This window comes from Mycobacterium gordonae (assembly GCF_002101675.1).
Lineage (GTDB): Bacteria > Actinomycetota > Actinomycetes > Mycobacteriales > Mycobacteriaceae > Mycobacterium > Mycobacterium gordonae.
The window spans coordinates 1-20,776 of the sequence record NZ_LQOY01000032.1; the positions used below are offsets into that span (position 1 = coordinate 1).

The following is a 20,776-nucleotide window of genomic DNA, read 5'->3' on the forward strand; positions in this document are numbered from 1 at the left end:
GGTCATGGCGGCAACGGGGGGGCCGGCGGGGTTAACCAGCAGTTGTTCTCGCTGTTCGGCGGTGCGGGCGGTCCCGGCGGTGCGGGTGGCGCCGGCGGCGGCGGCGATACCGGCTTCAACAACGCCGCGCCCGGAGGGGCCGGTGGGAACGGCTACCAAGGTGGCACCGGCGGTAATGGTGGTGCGGGCGGTGCGAATCACGCCCTGGTGGGTGGGGCCGGCGGGATGGGCGGTCTCGGCGGCAACGGCGGCGCGGGCGGCCACGGCGGCAGCGGCGGAAACAACGGCCCGATCGCCGGAGCCGGAGGCATGGGAGGCGACGGCGGAGCCGCCGGTGCTGGTGGGGCCGGCGGCGACGGGGTCTGGCCCGGCGGAGGGTATTACGGGCAAGCCGGCACCGGCGGCACGGGCGGCACCGGGGGAACCGGCGGTACCGGTGGCTCCGGCGGCACCAACGACGGCACTCTTGCGCAAGATTACGGCGGCCACGGCGGCCAGGGTGGCCACGGCGGCGCCGGTGGGGCGGGCGGCAACTCCAGCGGCGCCGGAGTAAACGGCACCGGCGGCGCCGGGGGTAAAGGCGGCACCGGCGGGTTCGGCGGTGCGGCTACGACCGACGCAGCCAACGTTATTTCAGCCATCGCCGGCGGCGGGGGCGGTGGCGGCGCCGGTGGAGACGGCGGCCAGGCCGGTTCCGGCGGCGCCTTCGCCGGCGGCGGCGGCACCGGTGGCATCGGCGGCTCCGGTGGCACCGGCGGCACCGCCACCAGCGAAACCCTCGGCAACACCGTCGCCCAAGGGGTTGCCGGCAAGGGTGGCGGCGGCGGCGCCGGCGCACCCGGCGGCGCGTTGGGCGGCGGCGGGTCAGGCGGCAGTGGCGGCGGTGGTGGCGCAGGCGGCACTGCATTCCAGCAAGCAGCCGGCGCCGGAGGCGGAGGCGGGGGCGGAGGAGCCGCTTACGCCGGCGGCGCCGCGGGAGCCGGAGGCGCAGGAGGTTCCGCGTCCCGCATCCTCCCAACTTTCGTATTCGCTGCCGGGGGTGCGGCGGGGGTCGGCGGCCTGGGCACCGGCGGCGGCGGCGGAGGTGGCGGCCTCGAGACCCTGGGGTTCCCCTTCTCCGGTAGCGCCGGCACAGCCGGTGCCGGCGGAGGGGCAGGCGGCCTCGGCGCCAACAACGGCGGTTTTCCCAACTGGGGAGGTGACGGAGGCACCGTGGGCTCTGGCGGCTTCGGCGGCACGGGCTGGGGTAACTCCGTCTCCAACAACGGGGGTGACGGGCAGTCCTGAGACCGCGTGCGCAGCGCCCCTGCAGCCCTGACGTCGGTTTAGGCCCCGGCCATCGAATAGTAGGCACCTCGCTGCGCCATTAACCCGGCGTGGTTACCACGTTCGACGATCTTCCCGGCATGCATCACAAAGATCATGTCGGCAGCACGCATCGTCGAAGGTCGGTGAGCGAGGTACGCGTCGTCCCAACGCATTACCTCTGGGGCCTTGTCAGCTGCTCACACCGATGAATTCCACCCCCGCGCGAATAGCGGGGCGGTGGCGCAGGATTCGGTAATGAGCTAAGCGGCCGAGCCCTCGTGTGGTCAGTAATCGTGCGCCTGGCCATGCCGCTGCCAGCCGCTCGCTGGCGGCATACGGGCTGTCCGGGTCGTCGGGGTCGTGGATGAGAAGCAGAGGTGGATAGTTGGCTCGCCGACCGATCCGCGTCATGTTCGTCTCGTACAACGGCATGTCGATTCGTTTTTCCAGCCGCCGGTGCAGACCCGCGCGGATCCGGCGACCGAAGCCATGGCGTGCGGCGAACAGGTCGAGATAGAGGGGAAAATCGCCCATGGGCGCCAACAAGACCAAGCGCCCTACGGGTGCGCCCTGCGCCGCCGCCAATGCAGTCGCGTTCGCTCCGAGTGAGTGAGCTACTACCGCGTGGGCGGGGCCGTGAGTCTCGATCATGGCCGCGATCGCGTCGGCGCACTCGGTGGCGGTGGTGCGCCCGGGTGCGAGGGCACCTGGATCGGACTCGTTGTGGCTGGGCAGGTCGAACGCAACGACCCGATACCCCGCCTCCACCAGCGGTTTGACGAACACGGCCAAGTGCGCGCGCTGGCCGCCCCAACCGTGTACCAGGTATATCGGTGGCCCGTCGCCCCACTCCTCGCCAGCGACCCGATGCCCGTCCCAATACGCTTCTATCGGCCGGCCTGGGGACACACCCGGCGGCATGCGCAGACTCGACTCGAGAACTGGTGGCGTGCACCATAACTCGACTGCCCACCGCGATCCAAGAGACGGCGCAATGCGCTCGAGCACCCAGAAGGTTCGGCGCACCTTGGCAGCGACCGGGGGAAGTACTCCGGAGCCGACGACGTCCAGCGGGGCAATCTCGCCAGACTGCGCTCGTGCCGACGGTTCAGGAACTCCTTCAGTCATGAATCGCGATCGTAGTCTGGGCTACAACACAATATGCTCGCGATGCGGCGAAGAGTGCCAAAACACGCCTCCTCTCCCCCAGAGTGTTCCCAACCTGCAGGAAAATGGCCCCCAGGCTTGCGCCTGAGGGCCATCCCACTTTGTAGCGGGGACAGGATTCGAACCTGCGACCTCTGGGTTATGAGCTTCGGGCCAGGGGTTTTCGGGTGTTCGCTGGATCTCACTTGTGCAGGTCAGTGGGGGTCTGCGGTTCGGGTGGTTGTGCCGTGTTGCGCTGATTTGGGGTGGTTTCGCAGAGTTTGGTTTCCAAATTTGTTCCCACCTGGTCGGGATGGCCGGCATCAGAAGTAGCAGGGCATCGTCTGCACCGCTCGGATGAAGTTCCCGCTGAGATAGGTGGCTTCGCCCGTTTGGATCCTGGGCAAGGTGGTCAACAGCTCGCGGAACAAGGCCCGCAGTTGCGCTTTAGCTAGGTTGGCCCCAAGGCAATAGTGAGCACCGCCGCCGCCGAAGCCGACGTGAGGGTTGGGGTTGCGGCTGAGGTCGAAGCGGTCCGGCTGATCAAACACTTCGGCATCGCGGTTTCCCGAGGTGTAAAACATCACTACCTTGTCTCCGGCGGCGATGTGCTGCCCACTAAGGGTGTAGTCCCTTGACGCAATGCGACTGAAGGTCATGACCGGTGTCGCCCAACGGACGAATTCTTCGATAGCGGTGCCAATCCGGTTGTCGAAGTCATCCATCAGCCAAGCGCGCTGCTCGGGATTCTGAGTCAGCGCGTCCATCGTCAAGCTTGTAGTCTGCCTGGTGGTGTCATTACCGGCGATCGACATGAGCACCATGAACGCGCCAATTTCATTGTCGGTCAGTCGTTCACCGTCGACTTCGGCTTGGACGAGGTTGGTCATGATGTCGTCTCGCGGAGATCGGCGACGGTCCTGGGCCATCTCGACGGCTACCTGATGCAAGTACATCTGGTTGATCACCATCACCTCCAAGGGGTTGCGACCACCGAGAAAAGATGGGTCGGAAACCGACACCATTGCATCGGCCGCATCACGCACCGCCTCGCGATCTGCCTCGGGCACCCCGACGATGTCGGAAAACGTCACCAACGGCAACTTCACAGCACAGTTGCGAACAAAGTCGGAACCGGTTCCGGCGTCTAGCAATTCGCGCACGATACGAACCGAGTTCGTCTCGATACTCTCAACGAGCCGTTTGACGGCCCGCGGTGTGAATGCCGTTCGTACGAGCCCCCGAATCTTGGCGTGCTTCTTGCCGTCCATTCCTAGGAACGACAGCGACGCTTCAATCAGATCCTCGGGCACCGGCTCCATATGGACGCCCTTGCGGGAGATGAATATGTCACTGTTGCGACTGACTTCGCAGATATCGGCGTTGCTTACCACAGCCCAATAACCGGGCTCGGAAGGCACAGACATCAACGTGGCGTCGACCGGGCGTTGCCAAGAGACTGGCCTTTGCTCGCGCAACACCTTGAAGGTGGATTCGCGTTCTTCAGCAGTCTTCGTCCAAAACTGCCTTGACGAAACGTCCATCTCGTCGAACGCGGGTTTGCCTGGGATAGCGGACCTGACGCTTGGCATTACTACTCTTTCTTGTCACATGCATCGACTGCTATGGATCGCAAACGCAAGCACTCAACGTCTTTGCGCTGATCGATTAGCCGCGCGGATCGACCCGGTAGTGCGGAGAATGGTCGTCCAGCAGTACACCGGGCTCGGCCGCGCAAACTGGGCCCACCGCCTTCAGCATTACCTCGACCGACGCGTTCGTGATCGGGTTGCGCAGTTCCGTAACTTCCCACTCCATCTGTGTTCTCAGGTTTGCCGGCTTGCCGTTCACCTCTAGCGTGTAGCAAAGAGGACCACGAAAATTGTCGAAGGGTAGATTGTCTCCTCGGAAGACGCGACCCGCAGCCAGGTACCAGATCTCTTCGTTTGTGTAGAAGAGGTTGTCCCCCAGATATCCGCGATGAACCAGGTGTAGCGCAGCAGTCGTTCCTTTCTTGATCTGCAATGACTGGACTTCGCAGTCCTGTTCTGCGGGTAGCCCGCGCACCTCGCTGTCGACGCGTATGTCTCCTGTTTCGGCGCCGTATAGTGCGTAGCCAACGTTTCCCGCAATTTTGGGATAGTAGAGCGCACCGAAGCGGGCAATGAACGAAGAAGAATCCAGATCAGCGGGATCTCCGCCGAAGCCCAGGAGTTCGAGGCCACCCCACATTCCCCCTGGTGCGCCGCTGAAATCAAACGCCTCCACAATGCGGATATGTGTGGTCTCTGTCAGCGTTCGAGCCATAGTCAGGGCAAGCGACTCGACCATGAACGATGGATGAATGCCGGTGCCTAGCAAAGAACTTCGGCCCTTGCGGCATGCCGCGTGCAACTGCGCGGCCGAGGCGCGCGAGGTCGTGAAGGAGTCACCCATCGTCACGTTGTGGTAAGCAACCGTCGCGATGACGTTTTTCCCCGATTTCAGCAGGGCGATGACGTCATCGTCCAGGCCTTCTGTTAGTGCGCGCGCGTCAGGAGTCAAGATGACGCAGTCCGCGTCCAGCGCGAGAATCTCATCACGCGAAGTCGTCGCCTGAACGCCAATAGGGCCGACGTCGACTAACTCACCTATATCTTTTCCATGTTTGTGGGGGCTGAATACCTTCGCTCCAACGATCTCGAAGTCGGCATGTCCGACGGCAGCCCGAATTACGGCTCCGCCGAGCTCTCCGGGGCCCCAAACAATCAAACGATATGGTTTCGTCACGCTTCTCTCTTTTCTGCCATCGGGTTTCAGCAAGGACTACGGACGACACCTCAAGCTCCGAGCGATGGACCGCTTTTGCGACTGGCCAATGATCGGGCGTGGGCAACCGCCTGCGCGGTGACGGCGGCATAGATGTCTGGCTGGCAGACGGGAACATCGTGGTCGGCGTCGATGGTGAAGGTACGGGCGTTGATGGCTTCGGCGGCGCGGCGTTGCAAGCTGGGCCGACAAAGCCGATCGCGGTTTAGCACTACGAATGCAGCGGGCACATCGAGTCCACCGGCAGCAAGTTCGGCGGCGAGATCTTGTCGAAAGACGTCAGTGAGTACGTCGGTCATGTCGTACGGGTTCATGAGTGCAAGCTCCTCGCGTAGCCAGAGCCACTGAGCGGCGACGTGAGGATTACGTTGCGCGGTGTCGACCCACATGCGGGCTGACAACGTGGCACCGATTCCGAGTCGCGCTAGTGGCCTCAAAATTCGGAGGAGATGAAAGACGGCCACCTCGCGGCGTCCGCTTTTGTACCGAAGAGCACACGCTTGAGGCACGACCGCGGCGACGCGGTCGGGGTGACGTAAGGCGGTGGCGATGGCAGTGACGCCGCCTAGGGAGTATCCGCAGATGATCGCCTGCGGAACATCGAGTTGGTCCAGCACGGCGATCGCGTCGTCGACGGAGTCCTGGACACGGAAGCCGCCCGGGGCTCGAATACCACGTCCATGTGATCGGCAGTCCAGGGCGATGACGGTGTGCTCCCGAGACAGGACGTCGTATACCGCGTGGAAGTTGAGGTCTGCGGTCAGTGTCCAACCATGCAGCAGCATTACGGGAAGCGAACCGGCGGGTCCTTGCATGACACGGACGAATGTGGTGCCTCGACCAGGTAGCACCATCAGGCGACCAGGCGGGAGGATGGGGGTCATCTGCTCAGTGGGGATTCTGACAGCCCCCAAGCACATCCATGTCCGAGCCAGCCGCAGATCCCGTTGAGCGGCAGCAAGTTTGGCACGGAGTCTGCACCAAGTTTGTGTCATCGCCGGAGCCGAGGGCCAGCAACCGTCGAGCCAGCGAAGGTGTTGCGACCAGATCCGTTCCACATCGTTGTGGGAATAATGTCAGCGCCTTTCGCTCTTCGGGGCAGACGCTTGGTTCGCGAAGTAGCCACTCTGAGCAACTTTATCGTATACTTGTGACTACGCAAGTATCTTTGATGCGACGCCAACATGTCCAATCGGCTGGTCGGCCGCATCCACTGGGTGCCGTAACGCGTGTGGAAAGAAGGGTTGGCGTCGCCGTGATGCTGTCACTATGTGGACATGGCCACTAATGGAGGCGGGCGCCCGGAGAACGGATCGCTTGTGACAAGCAATAGCGATCGGCCGAGGGCCGACCGCAGTCGGCCCTCGGTACGCGCTTGGCTGCTGGCCGCTGTCGAGGTGCTTGCTGCCATCGCCGTGGCACGAATGATCTTGTGGTCCAACAATTCTGATGCGCTCAATCACGGCGACCACCGATCTGGTCGTCACGAGCACCATCATATGGGCTCGATGCCGTCAACGTCGTCAACGCCATCGCCTTCCACGGCGTCTTGGGGATGGCTGGAATTCGGTGCTATCGCGGTCAGCGTACTGGGCCTGGCCTGGTGGCTGGTGCGGCGGACAAAAGCGAGTTCACTCATTGCGGCCGCTGGCCTCGCGACATTCGCGGCATCACCGATCGCGCGCACTTGGGCCACCCAGTCCCATCTCATCGCGATGGTGGCACTTGAAATTCTGCTAGTGTTCGCGCCGCTGTTGGCGGTGCGCGCAGTGCCTATGCCAGTTGAGACTCAGCGGGCATCGCCCCGCCGCGGTACTGCGACCGTATTCGCAATAGGGCCAGGTCTCCTATACGGGTCCCTACTGATCGTCGTGCACGTGCCGGCAGTGCATCATCGCGCCGCCGAACGGGGCGTCGTGCCAATCTGGGTGGCGACGCTTGCGCTGCTGATCGGAGTGGCGTACTGGGCGGCGGTGTTACGAACGGGCGGCATGGTGACGCTCGCTGTCCGCAGGTCAATTCTGATCGGTGCGCAGGAGGTCGCCGCATTCATCGGACTGTTGTCGCTCTTCGGAGCCTGGGGCGCGATGGCGCACAAGTCTCCCCTGGACCTTTCCTCGACCGTCGATCAGCGTCTCGGCGGACTGTTCATGATGGTCACTTGTGGCGTGGTCGCCATCCCGATCGCCGCAAAGCTGCGTCTCTCCCCCGCTGAGACTGGCGACCAGCGAAGTAAAACGAGAATGGCCGCCATGAGGTTGAGCGCTCATCAGTTCGTGCCGCGCAGCAGGTCGCCGCGAGCGGCGATCATGGGCGATGATGTCTGGGATGTCTAGAACCGCTGTCAAGCGCCGCAAGACGCAGCAAGAACGGGTTGAGGAGTCCGCTCGCCGCCTGATGGATGCTGCAATCGAACTGTTCGCCGAGCGTGGCTACGAGCAGACCAGTGTCGCCGAGATAGGTCTGCGGGCCGGCTACAGCAGGGCCATGGTTCGAGAACGCTACGGCTCCAAAGAAGCCCTGCTGAATGCTCTTATCAAGTCCCAATACGAGGACAGACTGATGGCCCCGACCGCTGAGGGCGCGACCGCGTTGGAAGGGATCTTCGAGCGAATCGACCGCCTGGAGTCGTTGCGCGCACGCGATGCTCGTCTACTGCGGGCCCTCTACGTCCTAGAGTTCGAGGCGGTCGGTCCGGTGCCCGCTTTGCGTCCGCACATTGCCGGATGGTTTGCCTGGGTGCAATCCAACACTGTGAAGGCGTTGCTGCAGGGCCAGTCTGACGGCAGCGTTAAGGCGACGATCGACGTCGACGACGAGGCGGAACAATTCGTCCTCACGGCGATCGGGATCGCCTACCGCTGGTCGTTGGAGGGCGATGCGTTTGATCACGCCGAGGCGTTGGCGCGGTGGAAGTCACGGCTCAGACGTCACTGCGGCACGACTCGACGGGCGCGCAGAGCATCAGCCTGACGCGATTGTACTGTCGGAGTTGATGTTTCGCGGCGCTGTGTAGCGGGTGACCACCCGATCAACCGGGCGATCGCGGCGGAATCGGTTCACGGCGCGGCCAAGCAGGTATCCGACGAGCACGCAGCAAGCCATCAGCGGATCCTTAGTCTTTTCATCGCCGTGTAGGTTCCCGCAAGGATACCGGAATTCAGCCGGGCGCTGACGCCTGGAAGCGGGTCGAAGCCGATGAGGTGCTGACTGGCGACGGTCTGCAGTTCGGTGTACTCCAGCAGGCCATGCTCGCCGTGGCGTCGGCCCTGTCCGGAGGCCTTCATCCCGCCCATCGGGGCGTCGTTGGAGCAGTACGCCGCACCATAGCCCTCATTGATGTTTACGGTGCCACAACGGATCTGCGAGCCAATCTTCCGCCCGCGGCGAGGGTCACGCGTCCAGACGGAGGCATTGAGCCCGAATTCGCTGTCGTTAGCCATCGCGATGGCCTCGTCCTCGCGAGAGAATCTGTACAGCGAAACGACCGGTCCGAAGGTTTCGTTTGCATACACCTCCATTTCGGCGGTGACTCCGGCCAAGACGGTCGGTTCGTAGAAGTACGGTCCCAAATCTGGCCGGGCGCGGCCGCCGGCCAGCACGTCGGCGCCTTTGGACCGCGCATCGGCGACGTGGCGTTCGACGATGTCGAGCTGACGCTGCGAGGTCAGGCTGCCGACGTCGTAGTCGAACTTCGGACCGCTTCCGAGGCGCAAAGCGCGGGTGTGGCCAGCAAATAGTTGGACGAAATCGTCGTAGATGGCATCGGCGATATAGATTCGCTCGATCGACAAGCACAATTGGCCCGCGCTCGAAAAACACGCGCGCAGAGTGCCTTTGGCTGCCTTCTTCACGTTGGCATCGGCAAGCACCAGCATCGGGTTCTTTCCACCAAGCTCCAGGGTGCACCCGATGAGGCGTTGCGCGGCCTCAGCGGCGATGCGGCGCCCAGCGGCTGTGGACCCGGTGAAGCAGATGTGGTCGGCTTGATCGATGAGTGGTTGACCGATCTCCGCGGGTTCGCCCACGACGATTTGCCACAGATCGGCCGGCAGCCCGGCGCCCACAAGCAGCTCTCGGGCCGCCAACGCTGTCAGCGCCGTCTGTGTGTCGGGTTTGTGTACGACCGCGTTTCCGGCCAGAAGGGCCGGGATGACGTCGCAGATACCGAGTGACAGTGGGTAATTCCACGGTGAGATGACCCCAACGACGCCTTTGGGTTGCCGCAGCTCCTGAGTCCGGGTCGCCAACGGGATGGCGCCCCTGCGCCGGCGGGGCGCCAATAGTTTCTTGGCGTGGCGCCCATAGTAGAGGGCCAGGCCGGCGACGTCGGCGGTCTCCTCGAAGGCGCTGTTGCGGGCTTTGCCGGTTTCGGCCTGGATGATGTCGATCAGCTCACTGTTTCCTAGCACCCGATCATGCAACGCGACGAACGGCGCTGCGCGTTGGGCTGGAGTGCGGGCGGCCCAATGCTGTTGTGCGATACGCGCAGCCGCGTAGGCGTGGGCAACGTCTTGCGCGCTCGACTGCGGCAGCCGTGCGAGCACCTGACCGGTGAATGGTGCTGTGGTGATGACAAATTCGGCGCCGCCCCGGACCCCTCGACTCAATGACGCGATTCGCTCCGGTCTCAGGTGCAGCGACCGCAGACTCTCGAGGCTCATCGAAGCTGTTTCGGAGGGTGGCGTTTCCAAGCGAGTGTGTTCTCTTGCCTCATTGCTCGTCCTCACCGTCACTGGTCCTTCCTGCGCGAATGCATCACTGGTCCTGTGGTGGACTGGTCGGGTTTGGTGGCTCGTCGGTGTGCTTGACGGTCGGGTGCGGTTCGACGGCCGATCCTGGCTGGCGGAGAAGCGATATCGGCCGCGCCACCCACCGCATGAACCGTGCAACGGGAGACATCGGCGCGGTCATGGGACTATTGCGTTTCGGGTCGCGGTGGGGGTGATGCGGACTGCGTGGCGCCCCTCGAGATCAACTTGTATGTAGGCGATCCCGTCCGCGTTTGCCGTGACGTCAGGGTCGATTGCACCGATGGTGCGGTAGGTCTGGCCCGGGTGTAGTCGGCCGATGGTGAGTGTCTGACGGTCGTGTTGTGCACCGGGCCGAAGGACCAGGTCCAGGGAGGTCCCGTCGGAGACGGCCCGGGCCACCAGCACGTCGGGGTAGTCGGCGTCCTGCAGAATGGGTCCGTTGACCCATTGTTCGGGCATGCCTCGATTGACCCGGTTGAAATGGCTGTTGGTGCGGGCGGTGGAGGCGAGCAGGACTCCGCAGTTCCCCTGGGTCGACACGTCGGCGTAGTACTTGACGCCGTCGCGCATGGTCGGCGACGATTCCGCTTCGATCGAAGCCCCTGCTGCCGCGGCAACCTCGGAGTCGCCGAGTTCTGCGGCGGCAGCCTGTAGCCATAGCAGGGCGCTGACGTTGCTGCGTTTGTAGTTGCCGGTGTCGATCTTGTCCCAGCCTTTCAGGTCAAGAGTGACGGTGCCATCGGCGTTAAGGTTCACCCATCCCTGGCGCAGGATCTCGTACTGGCGTCGTGCGATGTCGGGAAAGACCGGGGCGAGCTGCCAGATGACACTGGCGTCGGAAAGCACCGACGTCATTGCGGGCACTGTGAGGCCGGTCCACGCCGATCGGATGCCGATGGTGCGCCCATCGACAGAGAGGAACTCGTTTTCGAAGCCGGTCCGGAATCTGTCAAGAATCCGTTCCGTGTAGTCGGTACCGTACAGCCGATCGTGGATGGGCAGCGGCAGGATGCCGAACCCGTTGCACAGGGCGTAAATCCAGTTCGGTTCGCAGGGATAGAGCGTGAAGTCGGAGCGCTCGAAGTTACGCACCAATGCCTCGGTGAGGGAGTGGAAATCGTATTCGAACCGTCGACCACCGGGATGGTTGAAGGTCACCGATCCCTTCTTCCGAAAGTTTTCGTCCTGGTTGTTGGACATGTAGGACGCCAGTTGATAACCCAACCAGCCGGTCAGCATGATGTTGTCCTTCGGGACGGGGTCGGGGTTGTAGCGCAGGTGGCCCCACAGGCTTTCCTTCGACCAGTAGGCCCAGCAAACCCTCTCCTGCCATTTGGCGATCAGATTCCGTTGGGCCACATTGAGATAGCCGTGGAAGGCGGGGGCGTAGTCGTATTGCAGCGCCGCCAACGAAAGCGCGCATGAAGTGACTTGATAGCGGATCGAGGAGGTCTGAAACTGCTCGATCTTGTCGAAGCCGCTGAATTCGGCGACCGGCTGTAAAGCACGGTCAAGCAAGAACCGTTGTTGGGCGAGCTGGTCGGCACTGAGTTCGGGAACCTCTGGCAGCGGGGCATTCGCAGCGATGGTTCGCATCGCTGACACCACCGGACGCGGACTGGTGGCGCCGAGTTCGCGCAGCCGGGCATTGCGTTCCTCGCGGCGCGCGACGGCGTGTTGGAATCCGCGTTTCCGCATCTGCAGCACCGCGCCCAGGGCGGTGACCGCGGCGGCCGGGACGGCGGTACGGGCCAGCGGCCAGCGCACCCAACGCCGACTGCTGGCCAGCGCGGTCCCACCCCAGACGGTCAGTGGGGCGAGCACGTTGCCGGAGCCGAGCCACATTCCTAGCGAAATCAAAAACGCGGGTTGTGTGGCCGCATAAGCGAAAGGTTTTCCGGCGGAGAGGTACCCCGCCCCCGGCGCGATCAGTCCGACGCCCAGATTTGCCGCCGGCCGGCGGCCCGCTATGAACGCCAGGGCGATTCCGGCCGCGGCAATGGCACCGTAGCCAGCGACGGTGCGGCGCAGCCGAGCGGTAGTGACGGGTCCATCTGGCTGCGCCCGCTCCGGTATGAGCGCGATCGGCGGCTGTTCCTGAGTCGGTGCTGTATCGCCGGACACGACGGGGGTAGTGGTGCTCATTGGCCCTTTCCTTCGGTGGTTGCGATCCGTGCCCGTGTCGAAGCAGGCTTGGCGGCGGGCTTCGATTTGGGCTTGGGTGTGGATTGAGTTGGCGAATAGAGGCTTTCGAGTTCCTGTAGGGCGGCGCCGCAGTGAACCGCCAATCGCTGGACGTGGGGCAGGGCAGCGTGGCAAGCGGTGAAGGAGAGGTTGAGCCGGTCAACGTAGGACACGGCCACGATGTTGAGGGCCTGACCGCCATACAGGACCGTCAGGGCTTGGACTTCCCGCAAGGGTGCGCCGTCAAGGTACTTCTGCTGGCGCGGTCCCGGCACGTTGGAAATCGGGATGTTGAACATCGGTGGGATGTGCCCGCCGAGCCTAACGAACTGCTCAAGCAGAATCGGAGTGGTGGCCAACAAACTGTACGTCTCGATGGCCTCAGCACCGAGCTCGGCGAGGCGCTCTTTAGCCTGACTAGCGGCGGCGCGGATAGCGGCGAACCGTTCGCCCGGATCATCAATGTTGGTCGCAAGCGACAGCATCGCCCAACTGATCGCGTTGCCGGACTGCGGCTTTCCGTCATCGCGGCGCACCGACACGGGGATATTGGTGATGAGCGATTCGGCGGGCAGCGCGTTGATCTCGGTCAAATAGCGGCGCAGCCCGCCCGCGCATACGGCTAGCACAACGTCGTTAATCGTGCCGGCGGACTGCCGCGAGATCGATCTGAACCTCTGAAGGTCATAGGACTGGGTGGCAACGCGGCGATGCGACGTGATGGGGGTGTTGATGACCGAGCGCGGTGCGTTCCACGGTCGTGCGGAAACTCCGATCGCTGCGCGGTAAACCGCCCGTGCGCCGGCGTTGAGGAGTTTCGGAGGTCCTGCGGCAAGATCGGTCAAGGTCTGCATCACAGAGGGGGACGCGTCGCCGTTTTCCTGGCTCGGCATTTGTGCGTGACTGTTGTCGGCGATTCGGTCCGTTAGGCGGCGCGGCGGCTTGACGGCCCTCCACATCGCGGGTTCGCGGCGGACGTCAGCATCGTCGGACAGCCAGGTGTCAACCATGCCGAGCGCGGCGACGCCGTCGCATAGGGCATGGTGCATCTTGCCGAAAATCGCAAACCGGCTATCGGCCAGGCCCTCTATGACATAGGTCGACCACAGGGGGTAGTCCTTATCCAGCGCGATGCTCTGCAATTGTGAAATCAGCACGCCGAGTTCACGTTCCCCGCCAGGGGCGGGCAACGCAAGATGAAAGATGTGTCGGTCTGGGTCGATGTGTTCGACGGTCTCCCACTGCGGCCACACCCGCCCGAGCAGTGAGCTCTTCAGCCGCCGGTTATACGGCGCGACAGCGGTTGTCTGGCGGCGCATGTCATCAACGAGGCCGTGTACGAAGTCGGGTCCCGCCCCTTCGGGTGAATCGAAGATGCACAGCACTCCACCATGCATGAGGTTGGTCGGCGACTCCAGGAACAGCCAGCCCGCGTCTTGGGGACTGAGCGCGTCCATCTTGGACAGAATGTTCGGCAAAGCGATCACGGGAGGTCCTTACTGTGGCGGTGGACAAAGGGGTGTCGGCGCTTCATCATCAATGTCCCTGCAGCCGTTGGTGATAGGCTCGGCGGCTTGCTTGGTCGGAACGAGATAAGACCGCCGACTCCGCACCCAGGGCGCGGACGGCGGCTTCGCCGAGAACGCGTGGCAGGAGTCGCTGGGCGCGCAGGACAACGCCGGCGATGGGTGGAACGTAGACGCGGGGCCGGGATTTGTTGCTTTCCAAGGTGGCTACGACTGCGTCGGCGACCTGTTTGGGTTCGATGTTCTTGATGCCGCGGGGTCCTTGGACGCCGGCGGCCAATTCGGTGTTGACCGCAGCGGGCAGGATGGCCGAGATGTGAATTCCACTGCGACGGAACTCCAGTCGGGCCGCGTCGCTGAAGGTAAGTGTGGCTGCCTTGCTGGCGTTGTAGACGCCTAGGCCGGGAACGGCCGCTTCGCCCATGGTGGAGGCCATGTTGACGATGTGGCCGCGTCGGTGAGGGAGCATCAGTGCCAGAGCGCGTTTGGTGCCGTTGATCATGCCCAGCGTGTTGATCTCGAGGACACGACGGGCCAGCGCGTCAGACTGTTCCAGAAGTGGTCCGGTCGGCATTATGCCGGCGTTGTTGATGAGCACGTCCAAGGCACCGCATTCGCGTTCGACACGAGCCAGGAAGGCGCCGAATGCGTCGCCGTCGACGACGTCGAGGTTGCCGTAGGTCTCGATCGACAGTGTGCTGGCGGCGGTTTTCAACGCATCCTCGTCGATGTCGCTGAGCGCGACCCGCGCGCCTCGAGCCACCAGGGTTTCGGCGATGGTGTAACCGATGCCGCGGGCGCCACCAGTAATGGCGACGACTCGACCGGCGAGCGACGACTTCATTTTTGCGGCTCCTCGGCGTTCGAGTTGTAGAGTTCCTCGATCTCGGCGGAGTACTGCTCGGCGATGGCACGACGACGCATCTTCATGGTGGGGGTGAACTGTGGACCGCCGGGGTCCCAAATATCGGGCAGGACGCGATATCGCTTAATCTGCTCCACGCGGGACAAGGTGGCGTTGCCGGCCTGCACGCCGGCGTCGATCATCGCGCTGATTGCCGGGTGGCTGGCCAGCGCCGCGGGTGAGTTATCGGCGATCCCCGACTTCGCTGCGAACGCGGCGCAGACCAGCGGATCCAGCACGATCAGCGCCACGTTGTAGGGTCGGCCGTCTCCGACGACCATAATGCCCCCGATGAGAGGGCAGGCTGCCGAAATGGCGAGTTCAATATTGCTGGGTGACATGTTCTTTCCCGCAGCGTTGATGATCAGTTCCTTCTTGCGGTCGATGATGGTGACGTAGCCGTCGTCGTCTTGGGAGACGACGTCACCGGTGGCCAGCCAACCGTCGTCGTTGAGTACTTCGGCGGTACGCGCCGGGTCCCCCCGGTAGCCGCGCATGACGATCGGTCCTCGTAGCAGCGCTTCGCCGTCGTCGGCGATGCGCAACTCAATTCCGGGTAGTGGCCGGCCGACAGTGCCGACTTTGACCCGTTCCGGCGGGTTGGCTGTGGCGGCGCCGACTGTTTCAGACATGCCCCAGATTTCACAGACCCGCACACCCAGCGCTAGAAAGAACTCCAGCACGCTCGGGGCCAGCGCGGCCGCACCGGACATCGCCCAGCGCATCTGATCGAATCCGTACTGGCGTCGCAGTGCTGCAAAGACCTGTTGGTCGGCGCGGCGGTAGTCGTCAACCAGCTCGGTCGGCACACGCTGACCGGTCTGCTCGGCGCGGACTTTGGCCAGCCCGACGCCGAGTGCCCACTGGGCGAGCTGGACGGTCTCTGGGTCGCTTTGGGCGTGCAGCCCCATTTCAATAGCCAGCTTCAGCTTTTCCCAGATGCGAGGAACAGCGACCCACACGGTGGGCTGGACCTCGGGCAGCGCGCCGATGATGGCGCGGGCGTCAGACACACACGTGATTTGTGTGCCGTGCGTGAGTTGTCCGTAATGGCAGGACAATCGGTCGGCGATATGCGCGGAGGGCAAGTACGAGGTGATTCGGTCACCGAAGCGTAAGTCGAAAATTTCCTGGCAGGCGGCCGATTGCGCGAGCAGGTTCGAGTGGGTCAGCTCGACGCCCTTGGGTGCACCGGTGGTGCCGGAGGTGTAGATCAGGGTCAGCAGGTCACTAGGTTGCACAGTCTGCCAGGTAGCTTCAAAGTCGAAGCCCGACAGGGGCGTTGCCTCTAACACCGCCAGGGTGATGATGCCATCGAAGTCTGCGTCGACGCAGACAAGATGCTCGATGTCCGCGCGTGATCCGTCGAGTCGTTGCGCATGGTCTGCGTCGCACACAACGACGCGGGCACCGGAGTGATTCAGCAGGTACTGGATCTGCTCGGGGGAACTCGTGTTGTACATCGAGAACGGAACTGCGCCCAAATGGATGGCGGCGGTATCGACGAGGTGAAATTCGGGTCGGTTCGACATCAATAGCGCGACGGTGTCACCGTGGCCAACCCCTAGGCGGGCGAGCCCGGCGGCAATGGCTTGCACTCGCGTGGCGTACTGCCGCCAGGTGATCGAGACGCTATCTCCCGGAGTTCGTAGCGCGACCGCATCCGGATCGACGGTTGCGGTACGTTGAAACGCCGCGCACAGGGTGCGTGGATCGCTGGAAGCGGTCGGTTCCTTGGCCGTGTGGCGTCCGTGGCTCTGGTGGCTTGTATCCAACGAGGTCATAGCTCTGCCTTCGATGTAGTAGGGCCGTGATGCCCGGAGTAATGAGGAGGGGTAGTCAATCCGCGCGCCATTAGCCACGCCGAGCGGCGCGGTAGGTCGACCATCATCGAGGAAGACGCCAGCCGCTTAGGCAACCGCACGGACAGCTTGTTGTGACGAACTGCGTTCAGCACGGCGTCGGTGATTTCCTCCGGGGTGATCAGTCGGCTCACCTTGAGCCGGTACATGCGGTCGAACAGTGCCGATAATGCCGGGGAGCTGCGACCCTTCTCCATCAGTCCGGTATCTGCGACTTCTCCGATCTCGACCTTGGTCACCCCGACCGGAGTGTCCTGGAGTTCGAACGCGAGGTTGACCGTGTGGTGGGTGACGAATGCTTTGGTCGCCGCGTAGGTCGCCAGCGTCGGCGGCAGCGACACCCCTGCCATCGAGGACACATTGACCAGGTGCCCGTGCCCACGCGCCAGCATGCCGGGCAGTACCTGGCGGAACAGCTCGGCGCCGGCGAGCACGTTGAGCGCGATGATGAAATCCAGTGTCTCGGCGGTCATCTCGTTGAACCGACCGATGCACTCGTCTCCGGCATTGTTGACCAGAATGTCGACCGGGCCGTCGCGCTCAACGCGGGCAATAAGGCCGCGGAGCGCGGTAGTGTTGGTCAGGTCGCACGGGTAGGCCCGCCCACCCAGCCGGGCGGCCACTTCCTCCAGCGGGCCGCTGCCGCGGGCCACGAGCGCCACGTCGGCGCCAGCGTCGGCGAAACCCCGGGCGAGCTGCTGTCCGATGCCGCGGCTCGCGCCAGTGATGAGTACACGTTTTCCGCGAATATCCATCGGGCTCAGCTCTTTCGGGTTCGGGTGTCAGTGGCCCGATAGGCCTTGACAATCGGCGCCAGCTCCTCGGGAGTGGCGCCGTGCATGATGACGCGGTCGGCGCCGAGTTCCAGTTCACGGCGCACCCGGGCGGCGCACTGCTCGGCGGTACCGGTCGCGGCGGGCTGAAGCCACTCATCGGGGATCAATTCGGCGATCCGAGCGATTTGCGCGGCATCGGCCTTATTGTCGATCGCTTCGGTGAACGAGGCAACGAGGGGGTCAGCGCGAAACCGTTGCAGCACTTCCGGATCCCAGTGGTTTGTCTTGACCATGATGTCGCCGTAGCCCTGCAGGTAGGTCGCCAGCCGGGCGACGGTCTTCTTCATCCGCAGCTCTTCGGGTAGATGATCGCCGACTGTGGCCAGACACGACCAGACGTGCACCGCCTCGGGGTCGCGGCCGGCTTTCTCGGCGGCGTCTTTAACGGTGCGCACGCAGCGCTGCAGGGTCTCTTCCGTGAAGAAGGTATGCAGAATGACGTCGTCGAAGGCGCGGCCGCCCAACGCCAAGGTGTCGGGTCCGAACGCCACGAGCCCCAACCGGATGTCCTCATTGAAGTCTGAATCGAGTTGCAGGGCGCGAAATTTCCCAGCCGGGCCGTCGTGGGCGATGATGGTCTCGCCGCGCCACAGGCGGCGCATAATGCCCGCAAAGTCTTCCATCTGGGCGGTGGTGACCGGCGGTAGGCCGAACGCCTTGTACAGCGCAGTGACGCCGCGGCCCAATCCGAGGGTGAACCGGCCGTTGGAGAACCGGTGCATTGTGGTGGCCCACGATGCGGTTACCAGGGGATGGCGGGTGTTGTGGTTGGTAGCTGCGATTGCGACCCGCATCTCTTCGGTCACCGCAAGCGCAGCCCCGGAGAGCGAAGCGGGTTCCTTCGTGTTCCAGCGTTCGGAGATGAATCCGGTGCCCAGGCCCAGCGCTTCGCCGGCCCGCGCCTCTTCGATCAGGGTTCGCGGTCCGGTGGGTGCACCGCCAAGTAGGTAGAAACCCAACTCGTCGAGCTGTCGTTCAGTCATGAGTGTCGTTCCCTTCAGCGCCAGGAGCCGTGTTGGTGGGCGTTGTTGTAGACCTCGACAATGCGTCCGTGGACGACGCGGAACACCTCGATGCTGGCGATCTGGTCGTGGCTGCCGTCGTGGCCGGTCATGTCGCATTGGTAGACGATCGCGACGTGCTCGTCGTCGGGGTCGGCAACCACAGTGAGCAGGGTGAAGTGGATGGTGGCGTAGACGGTGTAGGCATCCTTGATCCGCTGGACGGCCTCGTCGTGGGTCAGGGTGATGACCTCGTCGACGCCGTGGCGAACGACCTGCTCGCCGAGCAGTTCCTCCGCCAGGTCGAAGCGTTGGTTGTTCCACGCCTCGTCGTTGTAGAGCCATACCACGGTGCTGGCGGTTCGCGCGGTGGTCATGACAGATCCCCCAGTGCGTCGATGTCCTCGATGGTGGCGATCGCCCGTTCAACGAGCCGCAGGCATAGCTCACGAGCGTCGAGCGGCAACAGGTCCCAGCCGCGCATGGCGATCACCGGGGCGATGAGGTAAAAGGCAACCGCCGACCGGTACTGCCGCCACGCGTCGGCCCAGGCGCACTCCGCGCCCCCGGCGTCGGTAAGTGCGCGCAGGTATTCGGTGACCAGTTCCTCGTCGCGGCCCGAGCGCTCCTCGGTTGTCAATCCCTGACTCACCAGGTAACCGACGTCTGCCAGCCCGCTTGCGCGCGCTGCGAGCTGGTAGTCGACGACCCCGATCTCCGGCCCGCGGAAGAATAAGTTGTCGGCGCGGATGTCACCGTGGATCAGCGTGCTGCGCTGGGTCAGCACATCCAGCAGGGGCCCGATGCGGGTGGCGAGGTTGGTGGCAAAATCCCCTACGACGGCAGGGATCGTTGTGCGGGCGTTCGCCTCGTAGATCGCCCAACCTTCGGCAAACAGCGGCGGCAGCACCTGCCGCGATGCGGAGTCACCCAAGCTCGGGAAAGTCTCCAAGATCCGCTGCGCCACCGCCGGCTTTGGGCGCCACGCGTGCAGCCGGGCCAGTTCGGCCAGCGTTGCCTGCGCCCGGGCGAAAGGCATTCCCCGGTAGTGGCTTTCGTTCTCCCAGCCCGCAAGGTCCTCAAGTACGAGGATGAAGTCGGTGGAATCGTGTGCCATGGCGGCGGCGTGCACCCGGGGTGCCCGGATAGGTGCCTCGAGGGCCAGGTCACGGTAGAAGGTGAGTTCTCTGACGTATCCGCCCACCACGTCCATCGCCTCGCGCACCGCTGTGTTGGTGGGTAGTTTGGCGATCACTGTGGCGGGCGTCCGGGAATCACCGCGCAGGTGCAAGCGGTAGACCTCCGAGGAAAACCCGGTGTCCACCGCTATTCGCTGGGGCCGGACATCACGCACCATCGCGGCGGGCTCCAGAGTGCCGGCGGCGTGCATTGCCTCGCTGAGCCAGGCGGCATCGATCTCTTCGACGGATCGCGGAATGGCGAGCCACGTCGTCGGGTGATTCATGTGTGATTCCTCGTGGTGTGTGTGACCGGGGTCACTGGCTTCAGACTTTACTTGTGTATCGACAAGTATGTAATGGCTTGTGGTGACCTGCGCGAAGGGAATAAATGCCTGGTGGTTGACCTAGCCTGGGCGGGTCGAGGCGATATACCGGGACGGCGGGTAGCCGAGGGCCTCGGAGCAGGGGGCCGTCTGCTATTGCTTACTCAGATCAGTGTTCGAAAAGCATTGTCGTACAATAGTTCTGGGTACAACGGCTGGCTATGCGGGGGAATTATGCAGAGGCGACCCCCCACGCCGACGAGAGCCAAATGCTCCGCACGGTGTCGAGCATTGTCTGAGTCTGCGTTGGTTCGCACCGGTTCAAGCGGTCCTGGTAAAACATGTGCATCGTCATGGACAGCAGGGTGGATACCAGCGCCGGCACGTCCTGGAAGACTGGGTGTGCGCGGCCAAGATCCCGGTCACGCAACACTTGATCGGTCAGAATCGCCGACAGACGCTCATTCCACGTTTCCCACATCGCGGCCAATTGCGCGTCGGCAGGGATCGCCTGGACCGACGCCACGAGCACGGCTTCGTGGCTCCGCCACATCTCGAGCGTGGGTTCACCGATGCGGCGCAGGTAGTCCGAGGCCGATTCTCCATCGACACGCGCGAAGGATTCGGCGCGGTCCATCAGCTCCGACCAAATCTCGGAGGTCGCTACGGCCAGCGCGGTGTATTTCGATTCGAAGTAGAAGTAAAAGCCGGACCGCCGAACGCCAGCGTGCGTGGCGATGTCGCCGACTGTCAGCTCCCCGATCGGTCGGGTCGCTAGCAGCGTGGTCAGGCTGTCAAGAAGGGCTCGTCGTTGCCGTTCCCCTTTGGTCATCGCCCGCCGGTCCCCAGCCAGGGGTTCATCGTTCGCACGCCTTGAACGGCTGAAGTCAGTTGACATCGTGTCAACTCTATCGGCGTACCGTGGCCACGTCGGCGATGCATC

General features: G+C 63.8%; 16 protein-coding genes and 1 pseudogene. 3 read left to right on the forward strand and 14 right to left on the reverse strand.

Translation table 11 applies throughout. The annotated features are described in order from the left end of the window. Positions 1-1,287: pseudogene (locus AWC08_RS38955) on the forward strand (PE family protein); the annotation flags it as partial. Between the two features lie 210 nt (positions 1,288-1,497). On the opposite strand, the gene AWC08_RS05705 reads toward AWC08_RS38955, so the two are convergent. From AWC08_RS05705 to AWC08_RS05720, 4 genes are all read right to left on the reverse strand, one after another. Then, positions 1,498-2,436 carry an alpha/beta fold hydrolase gene (locus tag AWC08_RS05705; RefSeq protein WP_065133399.1) on the reverse strand — a complete coding sequence of 313 codons (939 nt, stop codon included), beginning with the start codon at positions 2,434-2,436 and terminating at the stop codon, positions 1,498-1,500. Positions 2,437-2,777: 341 nt separating this feature from the next. Continuing rightward, a complete protein-coding gene (locus AWC08_RS05710; RefSeq protein WP_065133400.1) occupies positions 2,778-4,046 on the reverse strand; it encodes a cytochrome P450 in 1,269 nt (422 codons plus the stop codon). Positions 4,047-4,122: 76 nt separating this feature from the next. Further along, on the reverse strand, positions 4,123-5,223 hold the full coding sequence (locus tag AWC08_RS05715; RefSeq protein WP_083271166.1) for a hypothetical protein: 1,101 nt from the start codon (positions 5,221-5,223) through the stop codon (positions 4,123-4,125). A gap of 50 nt (positions 5,224-5,273) precedes the next feature. Then, entirely contained in the window at positions 5,274-6,047 is a 774-nt protein-coding gene (locus AWC08_RS05720) for an alpha/beta fold hydrolase (RefSeq protein WP_065133737.1), read from the reverse strand. Positions 6,048-6,659: 612 nt separating this feature from the next. Here AWC08_RS05720 and AWC08_RS05725 point away from each other — a divergent pair. Both AWC08_RS05725 and AWC08_RS05730 read left to right on the forward strand, forming a co-directional pair. Then, complete coding sequence (locus tag AWC08_RS05725; protein WP_156781214.1) at positions 6,660-7,598, forward strand: hypothetical protein; 939 nt, start codon at positions 6,660-6,662, stop codon at positions 7,596-7,598. After that, complete coding sequence (locus AWC08_RS05730; RefSeq protein WP_065133735.1) at positions 7,591-8,235, forward strand: TetR/AcrR family transcriptional regulator; 645 nt, start codon at positions 7,591-7,593, stop codon at positions 8,233-8,235. The genes AWC08_RS05725 and AWC08_RS05730 overlap by 8 nt, the downstream gene beginning before the upstream one ends. A 131-nt stretch (positions 8,236-8,366) precedes the next feature. Here the strand turns inward: AWC08_RS05730 and AWC08_RS05735 are convergent, their stop codons facing one another. From AWC08_RS05735 to AWC08_RS05780, 10 genes are all read right to left on the reverse strand, one after another. Continuing rightward, entirely contained in the window at positions 8,367-9,926 is a 1,560-nt protein-coding gene (locus AWC08_RS05735; RefSeq protein WP_065133734.1) for a succinic semialdehyde dehydrogenase, read from the reverse strand. A 246-nt stretch (positions 9,927-10,172) separates the two neighbouring features. Next, positions 10,173-12,161 (reverse strand): linalool dehydratase/isomerase domain-containing protein, encoded by a 1,989-nt coding sequence (locus AWC08_RS05740; protein WP_065133733.1) that lies wholly within the window; start codon positions 12,159-12,161, stop codon positions 10,173-10,175. After that, entirely contained in the window at positions 12,158-13,687 is a 1,530-nt protein-coding gene (locus AWC08_RS05745; protein ID WP_082986302.1) for a wax ester/triacylglycerol synthase family O-acyltransferase, read from the reverse strand. Before AWC08_RS05745 ends, AWC08_RS05740 begins: the two co-directional genes overlap by 4 nt. Before the next feature lie 49 nt (positions 13,688-13,736). Then, a complete protein-coding gene (locus tag AWC08_RS05750) occupies positions 13,737-14,570 on the reverse strand; it encodes an SDR family oxidoreductase (protein ID WP_065133732.1) in 834 nt (277 codons plus the stop codon). Next, positions 14,567-16,414, reverse strand: coding sequence for an AMP-binding protein (locus AWC08_RS05755; RefSeq protein WP_065133731.1), 1,848 nt, complete (start codon positions 16,412-16,414; stop codon positions 14,567-14,569). Before AWC08_RS05755 ends, AWC08_RS05750 begins: the two co-directional genes overlap by 4 nt. Next, positions 16,411-17,247 carry an SDR family NAD(P)-dependent oxidoreductase gene (locus AWC08_RS05760; protein WP_065133730.1) on the reverse strand — a complete coding sequence of 279 codons (837 nt, stop codon included), beginning with the start codon at positions 17,245-17,247 and terminating at the stop codon, positions 16,411-16,413. Before AWC08_RS05760 ends, AWC08_RS05755 begins: the two co-directional genes overlap by 4 nt. Before the next feature lie 5 nt (positions 17,248-17,252). Next, positions 17,253-18,311, reverse strand: a complete 1,059-nt coding sequence (locus AWC08_RS05765) for a TIGR03857 family LLM class F420-dependent oxidoreductase (RefSeq protein ID WP_065133729.1) — start codon at positions 18,309-18,311, stop codon at positions 17,253-17,255. A 14-nt stretch (positions 18,312-18,325) separates the two neighbouring features. After that, a complete protein-coding gene (locus AWC08_RS05770) occupies positions 18,326-18,706 on the reverse strand; it encodes a nuclear transport factor 2 family protein (protein WP_065133728.1) in 381 nt (126 codons plus the stop codon). Beyond that, a complete protein-coding gene (locus AWC08_RS05775; RefSeq protein ID WP_065133727.1) occupies positions 18,703-19,794 on the reverse strand; it encodes a phosphotransferase in 1,092 nt (363 codons plus the stop codon). The genes AWC08_RS05770 and AWC08_RS05775 overlap by 4 nt, the downstream gene beginning before the upstream one ends. Before the next feature lie 271 nt (positions 19,795-20,065). Continuing rightward, complete coding sequence (locus AWC08_RS05780) at positions 20,066-20,731, reverse strand: TetR/AcrR family transcriptional regulator (protein ID WP_232007883.1); 666 nt, start codon at positions 20,729-20,731, stop codon at positions 20,066-20,068. Positions 20,732-20,776 lie beyond the last annotated feature (45 nt).

Bases quoted from the DNA above. Each gene is read 5' to 3' on its own strand.
- AWC08_RS05720 (WP_065133737.1), bottom strand. From the start codon at position 6,047: ATGCTGCTGCATGGTTGGACACTGACCGCAGACCTCAACTTCCACGCG.
- AWC08_RS05780 (WP_232007883.1), bottom strand. From the start codon at position 20,731: ATGTCAACTGACTTCAGCCGTTCAAGGCGTGCGAACGATGAACCCCTG.
- AWC08_RS05750 (WP_065133732.1), bottom strand. From the start codon at position 14,570: ATGAAGTCGTCGCTCGCCGGTCGAGTCGTCGCCATTACTGGTGGCGCC.
- AWC08_RS05765 (WP_065133729.1), bottom strand. From the start codon at position 18,311: ATGACTGAACGACAGCTCGACGAGTTGGGTTTCTACCTACTTGGCGGT.
- AWC08_RS05755 (WP_065133731.1), bottom strand. From the start codon at position 16,414: ATGACCTCGTTGGATACAAGCCACCAGAGCCACGGACGCCACACGGCC.
- AWC08_RS05775 (WP_065133727.1), bottom strand. From the start codon at position 19,794: ATGAATCACCCGACGACGTGGCTCGCCATTCCGCGATCCGTCGAAGAG.
- AWC08_RS05735 (WP_065133734.1), bottom strand. From the start codon at position 9,926: ATGAGCCTCGAGAGTCTGCGGTCGCTGCACCTGAGACCGGAGCGAATC.
- AWC08_RS05730 (WP_065133735.1), top strand. From the start codon at position 7,591: ATGTCTAGAACCGCTGTCAAGCGCCGCAAGACGCAGCAAGAACGGGTT.
- AWC08_RS05740 (WP_065133733.1), bottom strand. From the start codon at position 12,161: ATGAGCACCACTACCCCCGTCGTGTCCGGCGATACAGCACCGACTCAG.
- AWC08_RS05760 (WP_065133730.1), bottom strand. From the start codon at position 17,247: ATGGATATTCGCGGAAAACGTGTACTCATCACTGGCGCGAGCCGCGGC.
- AWC08_RS05770 (WP_065133728.1), bottom strand. From the start codon at position 18,706: ATGACCACCGCGCGAACCGCCAGCACCGTGGTATGGCTCTACAACGAC.
- AWC08_RS05710 (WP_065133400.1), bottom strand. From the start codon at position 4,046: ATGCCAAGCGTCAGGTCCGCTATCCCAGGCAAACCCGCGTTCGACGAG.
- AWC08_RS05705 (WP_065133399.1), bottom strand. From the start codon at position 2,436: ATGACTGAAGGAGTTCCTGAACCGTCGGCACGAGCGCAGTCTGGCGAG.